The organism is Bradyrhizobium sp. GW821-FHT12B03, assembly GCF_058807535.1.
Genome location: NZ_JBXAQU010000003.1, coordinates 171927 through 186706 on the forward strand (window position 1 = coordinate 171927; position 14780 = coordinate 186706).

Consider the following 14780-nt stretch of genomic DNA (forward strand, 5'->3'; position numbering starts at 1 on the left):
GATGGGCCAATGAGCACGAGTCTCATCGACAAGCAGATCATGTGGAGCCGCCTGATCGCGGTGGTGGAGGAGCAGGCGCAGGCGTTGCAGCGTACCGCCTTCAGCACCATCGTCCGTGAATCTGGCGACCTCGCCGCCGGTGTGTTCGACGCCAAGGGCCGCATGCTCGCCCAGGCCGTGACCGGTACGCCAGGTCATATCAACTCGATGGCGCTGGCAGTTGGCCATGTGATTGATCACTACCCGATCCAGACTATGCAGCCCGGTGACGTCTTCATCCACAACGATCCCTGGATGGGCACCGGGCATACCAACGACATCTCGCTGACCACGCCATGCTTTCGCGGCGACGAGCTGGTCGGCTTTCTGGCCTGCAACAGCCATCTGATGGACATCGGCGGGCTGGTCGACCGGCACAGCTCGACCGACGTCTTCATGGAGGGGCTGTATCTGCCCATCCTCAAGATCGTCGACGGCGGCGTCCTCAACGAAGCCTTGATGGCGGTGATCCGCGCCAATACGCGCCAGCCGGTCGAGACCGTCGGCGACGTCTATTCGCTGATGAACTGCAATGACGTGGGTTGCCTGCGCCTGCTCGAGATGATGAACGAGTTTGCGCTCGACGACCTCGATGAGCTCGCAGACCACATCATCGATGCCTCGCGTGCCGCGGTGAAGGCGCAGATCGCGAAGCTTCCGAAAGGCACCTGGCACGCGTCGCTGGCGCTGGACGGGCAGGGCGAGGCGATCGTGCTGAAGGCCGCACTTACGATCTCCGACGATAGCATTCACGTCGACTACACCGGCACGGTCGGCATGACCCGGCATAATTTCAACGTGCCGTACTGCTACACGCTGGCGTACACCTCCTATGCGCTCGGTTGCATCATTGCCCGCGACATCCCCAACAATGCCGGTTCGCTGGAGCCGCGCACCATCTTCGCGCCAGAAGGCTGTATCCTCAACGCCATCAAGCCCGCGGCGGTGATCTCCCGCAGTCAGGTCGGCCTGATGCTGCCGGATCTGGTGTTCGGCTGCCTTCGTCAGGCCATTCCAGACCGGGTTCCTGCGGAGGGCGCCTGCGCACTATGGAACATCACGATCATGGGTCCGCGCACCAGCCCGCCCAAGGTCAACGAGCGTTTCCAGGTCCAGATCACCACGACCGGCGGCATGGGTGCGCTGCCGTTCCGCGACGGCATGTCCGCAACCGGCTTTCCGAGCGGCGTGCGCGGTGGCTCGGTGGAGATCTTCGAATCGATGTCCACGGTGATTGTCTGGCGCAAGCAATACCGGCAGGATTCCGGAGGCGCCGGACGTACGCGCGGCGGTCTCGGCCAGCTCATCGAAATCGAGAACACCATCGACGAGACGTTCCTCTACAACACGACCTATGAGCGGGTCGACCATCCGGCGCGCGGCATCGATGGCGGCGACTTCGGCGCGGCCGGCATCATCCGGCTTCGGTCCGGCGCGAAGCTCGCTGGCAAGGGGCAGCACCGGATTCCGGCTGGTGACCGCGTCATCATCATGTCGCCCGGCGGCGGGGGCATCGGCGATCCCAGGGCGCGCGCACGCGAGCTGGTCGAAGCCGATCTTGCCCACGAGCTGATCTCTGCAGAGGTCGCACGAGATCTGTACGGGCTGGCGCTGTCCGCCGCTGAATGACGATCGGTGCAGCGCAAATCGAGCAAGCCAAATCGAGCAAGCCAAATTAAGCAAGGAGTGGAAAATTGGGTCAGATGAATCCGGATCGGCGTAGCGTGCTTGCGGGACTTTGCTCGCTGCCGGCCTTCAGCCTTGGAACGATGATCGACCCGCAGGTTGCGCACGCCGCAAGTGGTCCGCAAAAAGGCGGGGTGCTGACCATCGTGCAGTATGGCGATCCGCCCGCGCTGCTCTCGCTGGTCAATACGGCCAGCCTCGTGCTCAGCCCCCGAATCTCGGAGGGCCTGCTTCTGTTCGATCTCGACATGAAACCGCAGCCTCTGCTCGCAACCGCGTGGGAGGTCGCTGCGGACGGCCTCACCTACACCTTCACCTTGCGCCAGGGCGTCAAATGGCACGACGGCGAGGATTTCACCTCCGAGGACGTCGCCTTCTCGATCTCGGTCCTGAAAAAGCTGCATCCGCGCGGCCGAACGACCTTCGGTCAGGTCAAGGCGATCGAGACGCCGGACAAATACACGGTCATTCTCCGGTTGGAAAAGCCGACGCCTTATCTTTTGACGGCGATGTCATCCGCGGAATCACCGATCGTGCCGAAACATCGTTACGGCGATGCCGATCCGCTGGTTCATCCCAACAACACCGCGCCGATCGGCACCGGTCCTTACGTGTTCAAGGAATGGGTCCGCGGCAGCCACGTCATCCTGGATCGCAATCCGAATTACTGGAACAAGGGTCTGCCATACATCGACCGGATCGTCTCGCGCTTCATTCCCGATCCCGCGGCGCGCACCGTGGCCTTCGAGGTCGGTGACGTCGATCTCGGCTACCGCACGCCGGTGCCGTACCGCGACGTCGATCGCTTGAAGGCGAACCCGAAGATCAGCTTCGACGAAAAGGGCTACGAATACGACCCGCCCAACATCATCATCCTCGAAGCCAATCTGGATAACGACTACCTCAAGGACCTCAAGGTGCGGCAGGCCATTGCTCACTGCATCAACCGCGAGGCGATCTGCAAGATCGTGTTCTTCGGCAACGCCATTCCGTCGGCCGCGCCGGTCGTGCCGTACCACAAGGAATTTCACAGCGAGCAGCCGACGCCCTATCCGTTCGATGTCGCTGCCGCGAACAAGCTGCTCGACGAAGCCGGATACAAGCGGCAGGGCAGCGCCATGCGGTTTACCTTGACGCTGGACTACACCAGCGAAGAGCAGCGTGTGCTCGCCGAATTCCTCCGGGCGTCGGTCGGACGCGCAGGGATTGGTGTCGAACTCCGCGGCCAGGACATGGGCACGCTCGTCAAGCGCGTCTACACCGACCGTAGCTTCGCGCTCCATCTCGCCTCAATCAGCAATCTGTTCGACCCGCAGGTTGGCGTGCAACGGCTGTACTGGTCGAAAAACTATATCAAGGGTGTGCCGTTCTCCAACGGAACGCGCTACAGCAATCCCGAGGTCGACGAATTGCTCGAGGCCTCCGCGGTGTCGCTCGACAAGGCGGACCGCATCGCGAAGTGGAAGAAGATCCAGGACATAGTGATGCGCGAGGTGCCGAATTTTCCGATCGCGCAGCCCTCCTGGCTGACCATCGGTCAAGCCAAGATCAAGGATCATACCACCGATGCAGAGGGGTTCGAAGGAACCATGGCGCGCGTGTACATCGCAACGTGATGTCGATTGGGAAGAGGTGAGCTGCCCATAATGCATGCCTCCTCATCGCGCGTGATGCGGAAGCAATTGCGACATTTGCGGGCGACATGACGATGTGACGGCTGCGACGGGCGTCGAAAAATGTGATGGGAGTGCTGACCGATTGGCGCTGTTATCGCTCGACGCCTGGCATCCCACCACGGTGCGTGCATGGCACACGACTTGCTTACCTTCTCCAGGAACGAAGAAAGGGAGAGGAGGGTTCCAGAGCAAGAGGTGGCGATGCGGAATGTGGATTCGAGTGCCAGATCATCGATCGATGTCGACCGATTGAATCTGATTGCTTCGTTTGTGTCAGTGGCCGAGCATCTGAGCTTCATTGCCGCCGCGAACGTGATCGGCACATCGCCTTCGACTGTCAGCCGGAAAGTGTCGCGCCTCGAGGACGCATTGGGATTGCGGTTGTTCGAGCGGACGACGCGGCGGGTCGCTTTGACAGAAGCAGGGCGGCTCTATCACGCGCAATGCGTGCAGATCTTCAACCATCTCGCCGACGCAGATGCGATGATTGCATCGCTGAATTCTGAGCCGAGCGGCCTGTTGCGCGTCAGTTTCCCGGTCGCCTTTGGCCGGCTCAAATTGTCCGAGATCATCAGCGAATTCCTCGACGCCTATCCGAAGGTTCGGGTTGAAGCCAACTACACCGATCGCTTCGTCGATCTGATCGAGGAATCCTACGATGCCGTGGTGCGGATCGGCAGCCTGCCCGACTCCACGCTGATCGCGCGCAAGATTTCCGACAATCGCCGGTTCGTCGTCGCCTCGCCCTGCTATCTCGAGCGGCACGGTACGCCGCAGGAGCCCTCGGAACTCGCCTCGCATCATTGTCTCAGCTTCAGCCACTACTCCGCATCGGGAAACGTATGGCGTTTCAAGCGTGAGGAGCGGATCGACGAAGTGAAGGTGTCTGGGGAGTTTCGATCGGACAATTCGGAAGCAATCTACGAGACCACGCTACGTCATCGCGGAATTGGTTTGGTAGCGAGCTATCTTTGCCATGAGAGTATCCAGAAGGGCGATCTCGTTCATTTGCTGCCGGAATGGACTAGCGTGCCGGAAGCCGGGGTCTACGTGGCTTACAGCAGCAGCAAGCATCTGGCGCCAAAGGTTAGGGTGTTCTCTGATTTCCTAGTACAAAAATTGAAGCATGTACCTTGGTGACCGAGTCGAGATTGGGTCCGATAGATTGTTCCGAAATCCGCGAGAGCAGCTGACAGCCCCATCGAACGAAGCTCGCTCGCATGGGTAGGCAAGTAGCACGTGATGTTTCAAAGAGGCGCAAATCCCGAAGAGTGCTGGCCGCGAATAATCACTCGTCACTGCGGCGAGAAATCTTCGAGGGTGGCGCAGCGGAGGCGCTTTTTGCGCGGATAGCTTACGCCGCCTGCGGTGTGAAATCCGGGATGCCGAGTTCATCCTTGCGGTGACAGGCGACGAAGTGCTCTGGCCCGGCCGTGTCGAGATGAGGCTGTTCTGTCCGGCAGCGGTCGACCGCGAATGGACACCGGCCGGCGAAGCGGCAGCCCGGCGGCGGGTTGACAGGCGAGGGCGGTTCGCCCTTGACCAGATATTTCGCCTTCAAGGCGTTGCGCAACGGGCCTGGGGGCACGGCCGCCGACACCAGCGACCACGTGTAGGGGTGGCGCGGCGCGGTGAATAGCGTCGAGGCCGGCGCCTGCTCGGCGATCTTGCCGAGATACATCACCGCGACGTCGTCGCAGAATTGCTGGATCACGCCGAGATCGTGCGAGATGAAGATGTAGGTCAGCCCGCGTTCGCGCTGCAGCTTCTTTAGCAGGTTGAGGATCTGGGCCTGGATGGCGACATCGAGCGCTGACACCGCCTCATCGCATACGATGAGCTCGGGCTCCGGTGCGAGCGCGCGCGCGATGCAGAGCCGCTGACGCTGGCCTCCGGAGAATTGATGCGGAAAGAGATCCGCGGCTTCCGGCGGCAGGCCGACCTCGGCGAGCAGTCGGCGTACGCGGTCATTGCGTTCGCTGCGTGTGCCGATGTTGAGGAGATCGAGCGGCTCGCGAATCTGGTCACCGGCGCGGCGACGCGGATCGAGCGCAGAGAACGGATCCTGGAACACGATTTGCAGATGCCTGCGTGTCTGCCGCAACGGCTCGCCGGTCAGCGGCATGATGTTCTCGCCACGAAACACGACCTGACCGGAGGTCGCCGGTACCAGCCGCATGATCGCTTGCGCCGTGGTCGACTTGCCCGAGCCGCTTTCGCCGACGATGCCAAAGCTCGTGCCGCGCTTCACCCGAAAGCTGACGCCGTCGACGGCGTGAACCACCGACCGCTTCGCCCACGGCCGCTGCCGGCCGGTGCCGAAGTGCACGAAGAGGTCGTTGACGTCGAGCAGGTACGGACTGCCGTCGGCCGGCTGCATGGCCTCCTGCACGCTCATGCCGCGATCTCCCCGGCACGCCAGCACGACACCGCATGTCCTGAATCAACGTCTCCGAGCGGCGGCTGCGGCTGCGACCGGCACACCTCCGATGCATTGGCGCAGCGCGCCAGGAAGGCACAGTCGGGGCCACGGTTGCCAAGTGCGGGCACCATGCCGGGGATCTCGCCGAGATCGACCCAGGCAGAGGGCTTCGGATGGCCCACGGTGAGATGCGGCACGCAGGCGAGCAGGCCGCGGGTATAGGGATGACGGGGGCGGTCCGCGATCTGTTGCGACGGACCGGTCTCGATGCAGCGGCCAGCGTAGAGCACCGCGATGTCGTCGGCGAGCTCGGCGACGGCGCCGAGATCGTGGGTGATCAGCACGATCGCAGTCTCGGTCTCGTCCCGCAGCTTCGCCAGGAGATCGAAGATCTGCGCTTGCACGGTGACATCGAGCGCTGTGGTCGGCTCGTCGGCGATCAGGAGCTTCGGCTTGCATGCGATTGCCATCGCGATCATCACGCGCTGGCGCATGCCGCCGGACATCTGGTGCGGATAGGCTTTGGCGCGCTGCTCGGCGGCCGGTATCTGCACGGCCTTCAGGAATTCGACCGCCTGCTCGGCGGCCTCCCTGCGGCTGAGGTTACGGTGATGATACAGCGCTTCGGCAATCTGGTCGCCGACCGTGTAGAGTGGATTGAGCGCGGTCATCGGCTCCTGGAACACCATCGAAACCGCATCGCCGCGCAGCGCACGCATGCGCCGGTTGGGCGCGGTCAGCACGTCCTCGCCTTTGAGCAGGATGCGGCCCGACGTCACGACAAAACCCTCGGGCAGCAACCGCATGATTGCGAGCGCGGTCATGCTCTTGCCGCAGCCGGATTCTCCGACCAGCGCAATGGTGCGACCCTTGTCCACGGTGAAGGAGAGCTTCTCCAGCACCGGGACGAGCTCGCCGTGGCGGTCCGTCATGCTGACGCTGAGATCTTCTACCGAAAGCACCGGCGCCATCATCACCTCCGTCGCAACCGCGGATTGACCGCGTCGTTGATGCCGTCACCGACAAGGCTTACCGCCAGCACCGCTAAGAAGATCGCCGCGCCCGGGAATGTCACCGCCCACCAGGCGTCGAGCACGTAGTTGCGGTTCTGGCCGATCATCAGGCCCCAGCTCATGGTGTTGGGGTCGCCGAGGCCGAGGAAGCTCAAGCCGCCCTCGAACAGAACGGCGACGCCGATCGCCAGGGTCGCCGACACAATGATCGGCGGCAGCGCGTTCGGCAGCACGACACGCATGATCAGGTGCAAGTTGCCGGCGCCGGCGGCCCGCGAGGCCTTGATGAAGTCGAGATCGCGCAGCCGCATGAACTCCGCGCGCGTCAGCCGCGCCGCCGCGGGCCAGCTCACCCCGCCGATTGCGATGGTGATGGTCGTCAGCTTCGGCCCGAACAGCGTCACCAGCACCATCGCGAACAGCAGCGGCGGCAGCACCTGGAAGAATTCGGAAATCTTCGTCAGCAGCGTATCAATCCAGCCGCCGAAAAAGCCGCTGAGCGCACCGATGCTGACTCCGATGACGATGGTGATGAGCGCAGCGACCGCGCCGACCGTCATCGTTGCGCGCCCGCCATAGATCAGCCCGGCCAGCACGTCGCGGCCGAGATAATCGGTCCCGAACAGCGCGTCGGCGTCCGGCAGCGAAAACGGCAAGCCGACGATCTCGAGCGGATCGGTCGGGTAGAGCATCGGTCCGAAGATCGTGGCGAGGATCAACAGCAGAAGCAGGATTGCACCCACCACGCCTGAGGGGCTGCGCAGGAATTGACGCAGGGCCGCGCGCGCCGGCGACGCCGCTGTTGCGACGGGCTGTGCCGGTGTTGAAGGCGTCCGCGGGGCGACTGTGTCTGTGGCGCTTTCGACGTGGGATGGTTCGGTCCGGGCCACGATCAGGGTTTGCTCCATCGCGCTCATCGTGCGCCTCCGCGAATGCGGGGATCGATCAGGCGGTAAACGAGGTCGGTGACGATGTTGGCGGCGATCACGATCACCGCGGAGAAGAACAGCACCGCCATCAGGGTCGGATAGTCGCGGCGCAGGATCGAATCGAACACCAGCCGGCCCATGCCCGGCCAGCTGTAGACCGTTTCGACCAGCACGGCGCCGGCGAACAGATTGCCGAACTGCAGGCCGACCACGGTGACGATCGGGATCAGCGCATTGCGCAGCGCGTGCTTGAAGATAACGACGCGCTCGGGCAACCCCTTGGCGCGCGCGGTGCGGACGTAGTCGGCCGACAGCACGTCAATCATGTTGACGCGCGCCAGCCGCGAATATTGCGCGACGAACACCAGCGCCAGGGTCGTCGCCGGCAGGATCAGGTGGGTCAGGACGTCGAGCGCGTAAGCCAAGCCCGCCTTCGGGTGGACCACGTCGGACATGCCGCTGACCGGGAGAACCGGCCAGACCCGTCCGAACAGCAGCAGCAGCAACAGGCCGGTCCAGAAGATCGGCGCCGCGTAGCCGGCGAGCGACAGCACGGTCACGGCGTGGCTGAGCACGCCATTCGGTCGCCGTGCACTGACCACGCCGAGCAGTGTTCCGATCACCACCGCTGCGATGACCGAGGCGAACGCCAGATAGAGCGTCGCCAGCAGCCGTTGTGCGATCAGCCCGAGCACAGGCTGGTTGAAGTAGTAAGAGTAGCCGAAATCTCCCAGCAGCACGTTGTGCAGATAGGTGAAGAGTTGTTCCAGCACGCTGTGATCGAGCCCGTATTTGGCGCGCAGCGCTGCGACCACCTCCGCCGATGCACCGCCCATCTCGCCGGCGATCACCTGCACCGGGTCGCCCGGGGCAGCGTGGATCAGGCAGAAATTCAGCACCAGCACCGCCAGCAGCAGCATGACGGCGTTGGCGAGCCTTCCGAATAAATGAGTGAGCAGGGTCATCGGCGTGGTGTCTTGTGTTCCGTATCAAGTCTTCGGCGGCGTCGCCCAGTACAGCTCGTCGAGCGGCGAGGCGACGCCCCAGATCGTGGTCGGCAGGCCGCCAAGGCCTTTGGCGAACGCATTATAGTAGGGCGTCGCGTTGATGAAGTAGATCGGCACGTCCTCGACGACGATCTTCTGGAATTCGGAGTACAGCGCCTTGCGCTTCTCCGGCGAGGTCTCGACCGCGGCCTTGCCGAGGATGTCGTCGACCTTGGGGTTGGAATATTGCTGGGTGTTCGACCAGATGATGCCCTTGCGAATGTTCGAAGACAGGTAGGTGCGGTCGACGCCGATCACAGGGTCGCCCCAGTTGTAGACATTGTCCATGGTCAAGTCGAAATCATAGTTCGATACCCGCTGCGCCCAGGTCGGGAAGTCCGGCGCGGCGCGGACCTCGAGATTGAGGCCGACGCGCTTCAGCGCGGAACGCAGATATTCCGCGACATTGCGCTGCTGCTCGTCGCCGCCGGGGATGTAGTCGATCGTGAGATTGGCGCGCGTGCCGTCGGCACCAGGCTTCAGCCCGGCCTCATCGAGCAGCTTCTTGGATTTTTCCAGGTCGAATTTGTATTGCTCGACATTGGTCTCGTCGAGCGGCGATCCCGGGGCGATGGGGCCCGTCGCAGGCGTCGCCTTGCCGCCCATCAGCTTCTTGACGATGAAGTCGCGGTTCGCGGCGCAGGCGATCGCCTGGCGCACGCGTACGTCGTCGAGCGGCTTCTTCTTGGTGTTGAAGGCGAGCCAGTTCAGCGCACCGATGCCGGCGAATCCCTTGTCTGTGACGACGAGGTCCTGCACCTTTTCCAGGCGCTCGATGTCGCGTACGCCGGTGATGAAGGGAGCGGCATGAATCTCGCCGCGTTCGGTCGAGACCAGCAGTGCGTTCGGGTCCGAGATCAGCCGCACCACGATCTTGTCGAGCTTCGGCCGGCCCGGGATGAAGAATTTGTCGAACTTCTCGAGCGTGTAATAGTCACCCTGCTTGTATTCGACGAATTTGTAGGGGCCCGAGCCGATCGGCTTCAGGTTGGCCGGATGGGTCTTGATATCCTGTCCGTCGCCATACACGTGCTTCGGCAGGATCGGCATCAGCGCCGGCGACATCGCCAGCAGCAGCGCTGGATGCGGATGGGCGAGCTTGATCACCGCAGTCTTCGGATCGGGCGTCTCCACCTTGTCCACCGCGGCCAGCATGGTCTTGAAGGGGTGGTTCTCCTTGATCGTCATGACCGAGAACGCAACGTCGTCCGACGTCACCGGCTTGCCGTCATGGAATACGGCGTCATCGACCAGCTTGAGCGTGACCGATAATCCGTCCGCCGCGACCTCCCAGGATTTCGCTAGGTATGGCTGGGGTTTCCAGTTTTCGTCGAACCGCAGCGGCGACGCGAAGATCTGCGAGCTCGGCATCGCAGTGGCGATGCCTGACTGCACCGCACCGTTGAAGTGCCGCGGCACCTGGCTGCTGCCGACCACCAGTGTGCCTCCGCTTGCGCCAGCGGACTGTGCGCGCGTCTCGAACGGCAGTCCGACCATGACCATTCCGCCGAGGGCGCTGGTGAGGAAGGATCGCTTGGACAACATCATGGATCAGGACTCCGCTGGATGAGGTGAGCAAGAGGAAACGGGTTCGGCGGCGAGCGCGCGGTCGAGAATGGCTTCGAGTGTCGCAGCCGGCGGCAGGTCAGCCGTGCCGACGCCGACCAGAACGATGTCGGCGGTGCGATCGATCTCGTCGGCCGCGCCTGGTGTCACCGACCAGGCCTGTTCGACCATCTGGAAAACGGCGATGCCGTCCTCGCCAGCGAGCCGGCATGAGCCTTTCAGGCGCAGGAGCTGTGGCGGCATGTCGGCGAGTGCGGTGGTGAGCGCAGCGCGATCGAACGCGCCGTTGCGGCGATAGCACCAGCTCGCGAACTGTGCGCCATGATCGATCCCGTCGAGCGCCGGCGAATCGACGCGAAACGCGCTCACCGGCCGTCCGGTCTCGAGTTGGGCTAGCGTCGGCATTGCGCCGCGCGCGGTCTCGATGATGCGCAGCCCCGGCCGCAGCCTGTGGATAGCGGCGCGTGCCATTGCGAGGTCGTCCGCATCAACGAGATCGCTCTTGTTCAGTAGTACGACGTCACAGCGATCGAACTGTCCGCGCACGGTGTCGCCGACACGGGCATCGTTGACGAGCTGGGCGATCCGGCTTGCGTCCGCGAGGACTATCACGCGGTCGAGCCGCAACGTCGGCTCGATCAGCGCGATCTCGGCAATCTTCCAGGGATCGCCGACGCCGCTCGCCTCGATCACGATCCGCTCATACGGCACCGGCGCATCGAGAACCCGGCACATCGTATCGATGAAGCTGGTGCCGATGCTGCAGCAGATGCAGCCATTCGTCAGCGTCATCGTGTCGCCGTCATGGCTCGCGATCAGTGAAACGTCGACATTGACCTCGCCGAAGTCGTTGACCAGGACCGCGGTTCGCGCGGTGCCGGTTGCGAGCAGATGGTTGACGAACGTGGTCTTGCCCGCGCCAAGGAAGCCGCCAATCACCGTGACAGGAATGGTCGCGGACGACGGCTTCATGCGCGCGGGGCCTTTCTGGCGACACCGCCGAGCACCGTGCCCCAGATCGCGACGTCCTTCAATGCCTTCGGGTCGATCGACAGCGGATCGTCTTCCAGCACGACGAAATCGGCGTATTTGCCGGTCTCGATGCTGCCGACCAGATGGTCGAGCTTCAGCGTATAGGCGGCGCCGATCGTCACCGCAGCGAGGGCTCGCTCGACGGTGAGTGCTTCCGTGTCGTGGCCGAGTACGCGGCCGCCGGAGGTGGTCCGGTTCACTGCGCACCAGGCGGTGAACAGCGGTGCCAGCGGCGTCACGGGTGCATCCGAGTGGATCGCGAACGGCACGCCGATCCGCTGCGCCGTACCGGTGGCGTCGAGCCGTGCGGCGCGCTCAGGCCCCATGGTCAGCTCGTAGTGCGAGTCGCCCCAATAGTAGATGTGGTTGGAAAACAGATTGACGCACATGCCGAGCGTCTTCATCCGCCGGAACTGGGCTGGGTCGGCCATCTGGCAATGCTGCAGCGTGTGGCGATGGTCCGGCCGGGGCATCGCCGTCTGCGCAGTCTCGACCGCGTCAAGCGCCAGCTCGGTGGCCTCGTCGCCATTGGTGTGGATGTGGAGCTGGATGCCGGCACGGTGATAGGCGTCGACCAGCCGCGGCAATTCTTCGGGCGCAATGTACCAAAGCCCGTTGTTGGCGCCGTTGTGATAGCCGGGCCAGCGCAGCCGTGCAGTGAAGCCCTGGATCGAGCCGTCGACCACCAGCTTGACGATGCCGTAATGGAGCTTGTCGTTGCAGTGCTCGCGCAGCATCTCCAGCTTGGCGATCGCTTGTTCGGGCTTGTGCGACGCCGAGGCCAGGGCCGGCACCAGGCGCACGCCGAAATCGGGCGCCTGCGTTGCGCTGCGGTAGACCTCGACGGTCTGGTCAGTCAAATCGTTATGCAGGTCTGTAATCGTCGTCACGCCCTGCACGCAGGCGGAGGCGGCGTAGCGGTTGACATCGGCCTCGGTGATGTTGCCGGCCTGCGGATTATTGCCGAGTGCTCTGAACAGCCGCATCCGCGCCGGGATGCCCTGCAATTCGCCGCTGGCAAGTCCGTCCGGGCCGGCAACGACGCCGGAGATGTTAGTGGCGTTCAGCAGCTCGGCGCGTTCGAGCGTGTGGGTGTTGACGTTGTTGATGTGGAACGAGGCGTGGACCACGATCACCGGCCGCTTGGTCGAGACGCGGTCGAGATCGTGACGGCTCAGCATCTTGCCGCCGATGTGCAGCGGATCGTAGCCCCAGGCATAGAGCGGCGCGCGATCGTCCTGCAGCTTGGCCTCGGCTTCCCGCAGCCGTGCGACGATCGCATCGATATCGCCGACACCCTCGACGAGGCGGCCTTCCGGCGAGCGGCGATCGAAGGCGCCGACATACGGCATCAGCCACATCAGGCCTTCCATGATGTGGCTGTGGCCTTCGACGAAGCCGGGCATCAAGACCTTGTCAGCGAAGCTGGTGTCGAGCTTCGCGCCGCCGACGCACAATTCATCGGCCGTGCCTGTGGCGACGATACGACCGTCCCGCACCGCAACGTGCGTCGCGAACGGCCGCGACGGGTTCATCGTGATGATCTTGCAGGCGGCGAAGACGACGGTGCCAGTGGTCACGAGGTCGAGTCCCCTAAGGTTAATTTTGCAGATGCTAAGGTGAAGCGGTCGACGAGACCGCACTAGCGCCAGATGGTCGGCTCGAATGGGGCCAGCACCATTCGCACGGCGCTGGGCTCGGTGGCAGGGTTCTTGCGTGTCAGCTGCAAACCCGACATGTTTGAATTCCGGCGCCCGCCAGGGATCCCCCAGTTTGCAGGTTATGATCTTGGGAAAACTGCTGCAGCTCGATACCCATTCTGACGCATCGCACGCAAACGCGGCAAATGCCCATGGAACTGCCTCGACGTTGGGCAGTGACGAGTTGTTTTGGGGCGCGTTGTTCCGAGGTATGGACCGCGGCGGCGCCTTTCTCCAACTGCAGATACGGCAGACCATCGTCGCCGCGATCGAGGACGGCCGGTTGCCGCTCGGCATGCGGATGCCGTCAAGCCGTGACCTCGCGGCCGTGCTGAGGGTTGCGCGAAATACGGTGGTGATTGCCTACGAACAGCTGGTCGACCAGAACTTCCTGGTATCCCGCCAGCGTAGTGGCTATTTCGTCGCAGGCCTGTCCAGGAAGGTCGCCTCCGCGCGACCGAGGCCGTCGGAAGCCGCAAGTCGCGACGACCTGAACTGGTCGACGCGGTTCGCGGTGCGGCCATCGGCGCATCGCAACATCAGCAAGCCCGCTGATTGGCAGGCGCAGCCCTATCCCTTTATCTTCGGCCAGTTCGACCCGAGCCTGTTCCCGACCAACGACTGGCGTGAAAGTGCGCGCGCCGCACTCAGCGTGCCCGAGATCAATAATTGGGCCCGCGACCTGATCGACGGCGACGATCCCGCGCTGATCGAGCAGCTACAGCTCCAGGTGTTGCCGCGCCGTGGAATTCATGCTCGTTCCGACGAAATCATGATGACGATCGGCGCTCAGCACGCGCTGTATCTGATCGCGACGCTGTTCATCAGTGGACAGACCAAGGTCGGCATCGAAGAGCCCGGTTATCCCGATGCCCGCAACATTTTTCGGATGCTGACGCCGGATGTGATGCCGCTGCGCTCCGACGTTTACGGCCTTCTGCCAGACGAAAACTTCGCAAACTGCGCGCTGGCCTACGTGACCGCCAGCCATCAGTGCCCGACCGCTTCCGTGATGCCGCTGCAACGGCGGTTGGAGTTGCTTCAGGCCGCAAAAGCCGGTGATGTGGTGCTGGTCGAGGACGACTACGAGGGTGAGTTGATGCCGGAATCGGACGCGCTGCCGCCGTTGAAGAGCCTCGACCGCGACAACAGTGTGCTCTACGTCGGCAGCCTGTCGAAAGCGCTGGCGCCGGGCCTTCGGCTTGGTTACGTCGTCGCACCGGCGCCGGTCATCCGAGAATTGCGCGCGCTGCGGCGGCTGATGCTGCGCCACCCACCGCTGAACAATCAACGCGTCGCCGCGTTGTTCATTGGTCTCGGCCACTATCGCACGCATCTCGCCCAAGTCGGCCGGGTGCTGCTCGAACGAGCCAAAATCCTGGATCGTTTGCTGCCGATCCATTTGCCCGATTGCACATTCTCGCGCGGGCCGGGCTCGACCAATTACTGGGTCGCCTGTCCTGAAGGGACCGACACGACCCCGCTGGCGCAGGTCGCGCTCGCCCAGGGCGTCGTGATCGAGCCTGGGGCAGTGTTCTCGATGGATGAGACTGTCAGCCGGCATTGTTTCCGGCTCGGCTTCTCGTCAATCCGTACCGATCGCATCGAGGTCGGGATCGAGAAGCTCGGTCGGGTCATTGCCGATTACCTCGGAAAGCGGACCTGAGTAGA

11 protein-coding genes are annotated in these 14780 nt (G+C 63.4%); 4 read left to right on the forward strand and 7 right to left on the reverse strand.

Translation table 11 applies throughout. The annotated features are described in order from the left end of the window. The first annotated feature begins 9 nt into the window (after positions 1-9). The 3 genes from AC1RUR_RS07890 to AC1RUR_RS07900 all read left to right on the forward strand — a co-directional run bounded on the left by AC1RUR_RS07890 (position 10) and on the right by AC1RUR_RS07900 (position 4541). Complete coding sequence (locus AC1RUR_RS07890) at positions 10-1668, forward strand: hydantoinase B/oxoprolinase family protein (RefSeq protein WP_492842541.1); 1659 nt, start codon at positions 10-12, stop codon at positions 1666-1668. Between the two features lie 74 nt (positions 1669-1742). Beyond that, positions 1743-3341, forward strand: coding sequence for an ABC transporter substrate-binding protein (locus AC1RUR_RS07895; protein WP_492843136.1), 1599 nt, complete (start codon positions 1743-1745; stop codon positions 3339-3341). Positions 3342-3602: 261 nt separating this feature from the next. After that, positions 3603-4541 carry a LysR family transcriptional regulator gene (locus AC1RUR_RS07900; RefSeq protein ID WP_492842542.1) on the forward strand — a complete coding sequence of 313 codons (939 nt, stop codon included), beginning with the start codon at positions 3603-3605 and terminating at the stop codon, positions 4539-4541. 214 nt (positions 4542-4755) lie between these two features. Here the strand turns inward: AC1RUR_RS07900 and AC1RUR_RS07905 are convergent, their stop codons facing one another. The 7 genes from AC1RUR_RS07905 to AC1RUR_RS07935 are packed head-to-tail and all read right to left on the reverse strand — an operon-like array spanning position 4756 to position 12989. After that, a complete protein-coding gene (locus AC1RUR_RS07905) occupies positions 4756-5799 on the reverse strand; it encodes an ABC transporter ATP-binding protein (RefSeq protein ID WP_492842543.1) in 1044 nt (347 codons plus the stop codon). After that, positions 5796-6794, reverse strand: a complete 999-nt coding sequence (locus tag AC1RUR_RS07910; RefSeq protein WP_492842544.1) for an ABC transporter ATP-binding protein — start codon at positions 6792-6794, stop codon at positions 5796-5798. Before AC1RUR_RS07910 ends, AC1RUR_RS07905 begins: the two co-directional genes overlap by 4 nt. 2 nt (positions 6795-6796) lie before the next feature. Next, positions 6797-7753 carry an ABC transporter permease gene (locus AC1RUR_RS07915; protein ID WP_492842545.1) on the reverse strand — a complete coding sequence of 319 codons (957 nt, stop codon included), beginning with the start codon at positions 7751-7753 and terminating at the stop codon, positions 6797-6799. After that, the gene (locus AC1RUR_RS07920; protein ID WP_492842546.1) at positions 7750-8730 is read right to left on the reverse strand and encodes an ABC transporter permease; all 981 of its coding nucleotides are present in this window, start codon (positions 8728-8730) and stop codon (positions 7750-7752) included. Before AC1RUR_RS07920 ends, AC1RUR_RS07915 begins: the two co-directional genes overlap by 4 nt. Positions 8731-8754: 24 nt before the next feature. After that, a complete protein-coding gene (locus tag AC1RUR_RS07925) occupies positions 8755-10359 on the reverse strand; it encodes an ABC transporter substrate-binding protein (RefSeq protein WP_492842547.1) in 1605 nt (534 codons plus the stop codon). Positions 10360-10362: 3 nt separating this feature from the next. Next, positions 10363-11349, reverse strand: coding sequence for a CobW family GTP-binding protein (locus tag AC1RUR_RS07930; RefSeq protein ID WP_492842548.1), 987 nt, complete (start codon positions 11347-11349; stop codon positions 10363-10365). Further along, entirely contained in the window at positions 11346-12989 is a 1644-nt protein-coding gene (locus AC1RUR_RS07935; RefSeq protein ID WP_492842549.1) for an amidohydrolase, read from the reverse strand. The genes AC1RUR_RS07930 and AC1RUR_RS07935 overlap by 4 nt, the downstream gene beginning before the upstream one ends. A 331-nt stretch (positions 12990-13320) precedes the next feature. Here AC1RUR_RS07935 and AC1RUR_RS07940 point away from each other — a divergent pair, with 331 nt between their 5' ends. Further along, positions 13321-14775: an aminotransferase-like domain-containing protein gene (locus AC1RUR_RS07940; protein ID WP_492843138.1), complete on the forward strand. Its 1455-nt coding sequence runs from the start codon at positions 13321-13323 to the stop codon at positions 14773-14775. Positions 14776-14780: the final 5 nt, after the last annotated feature.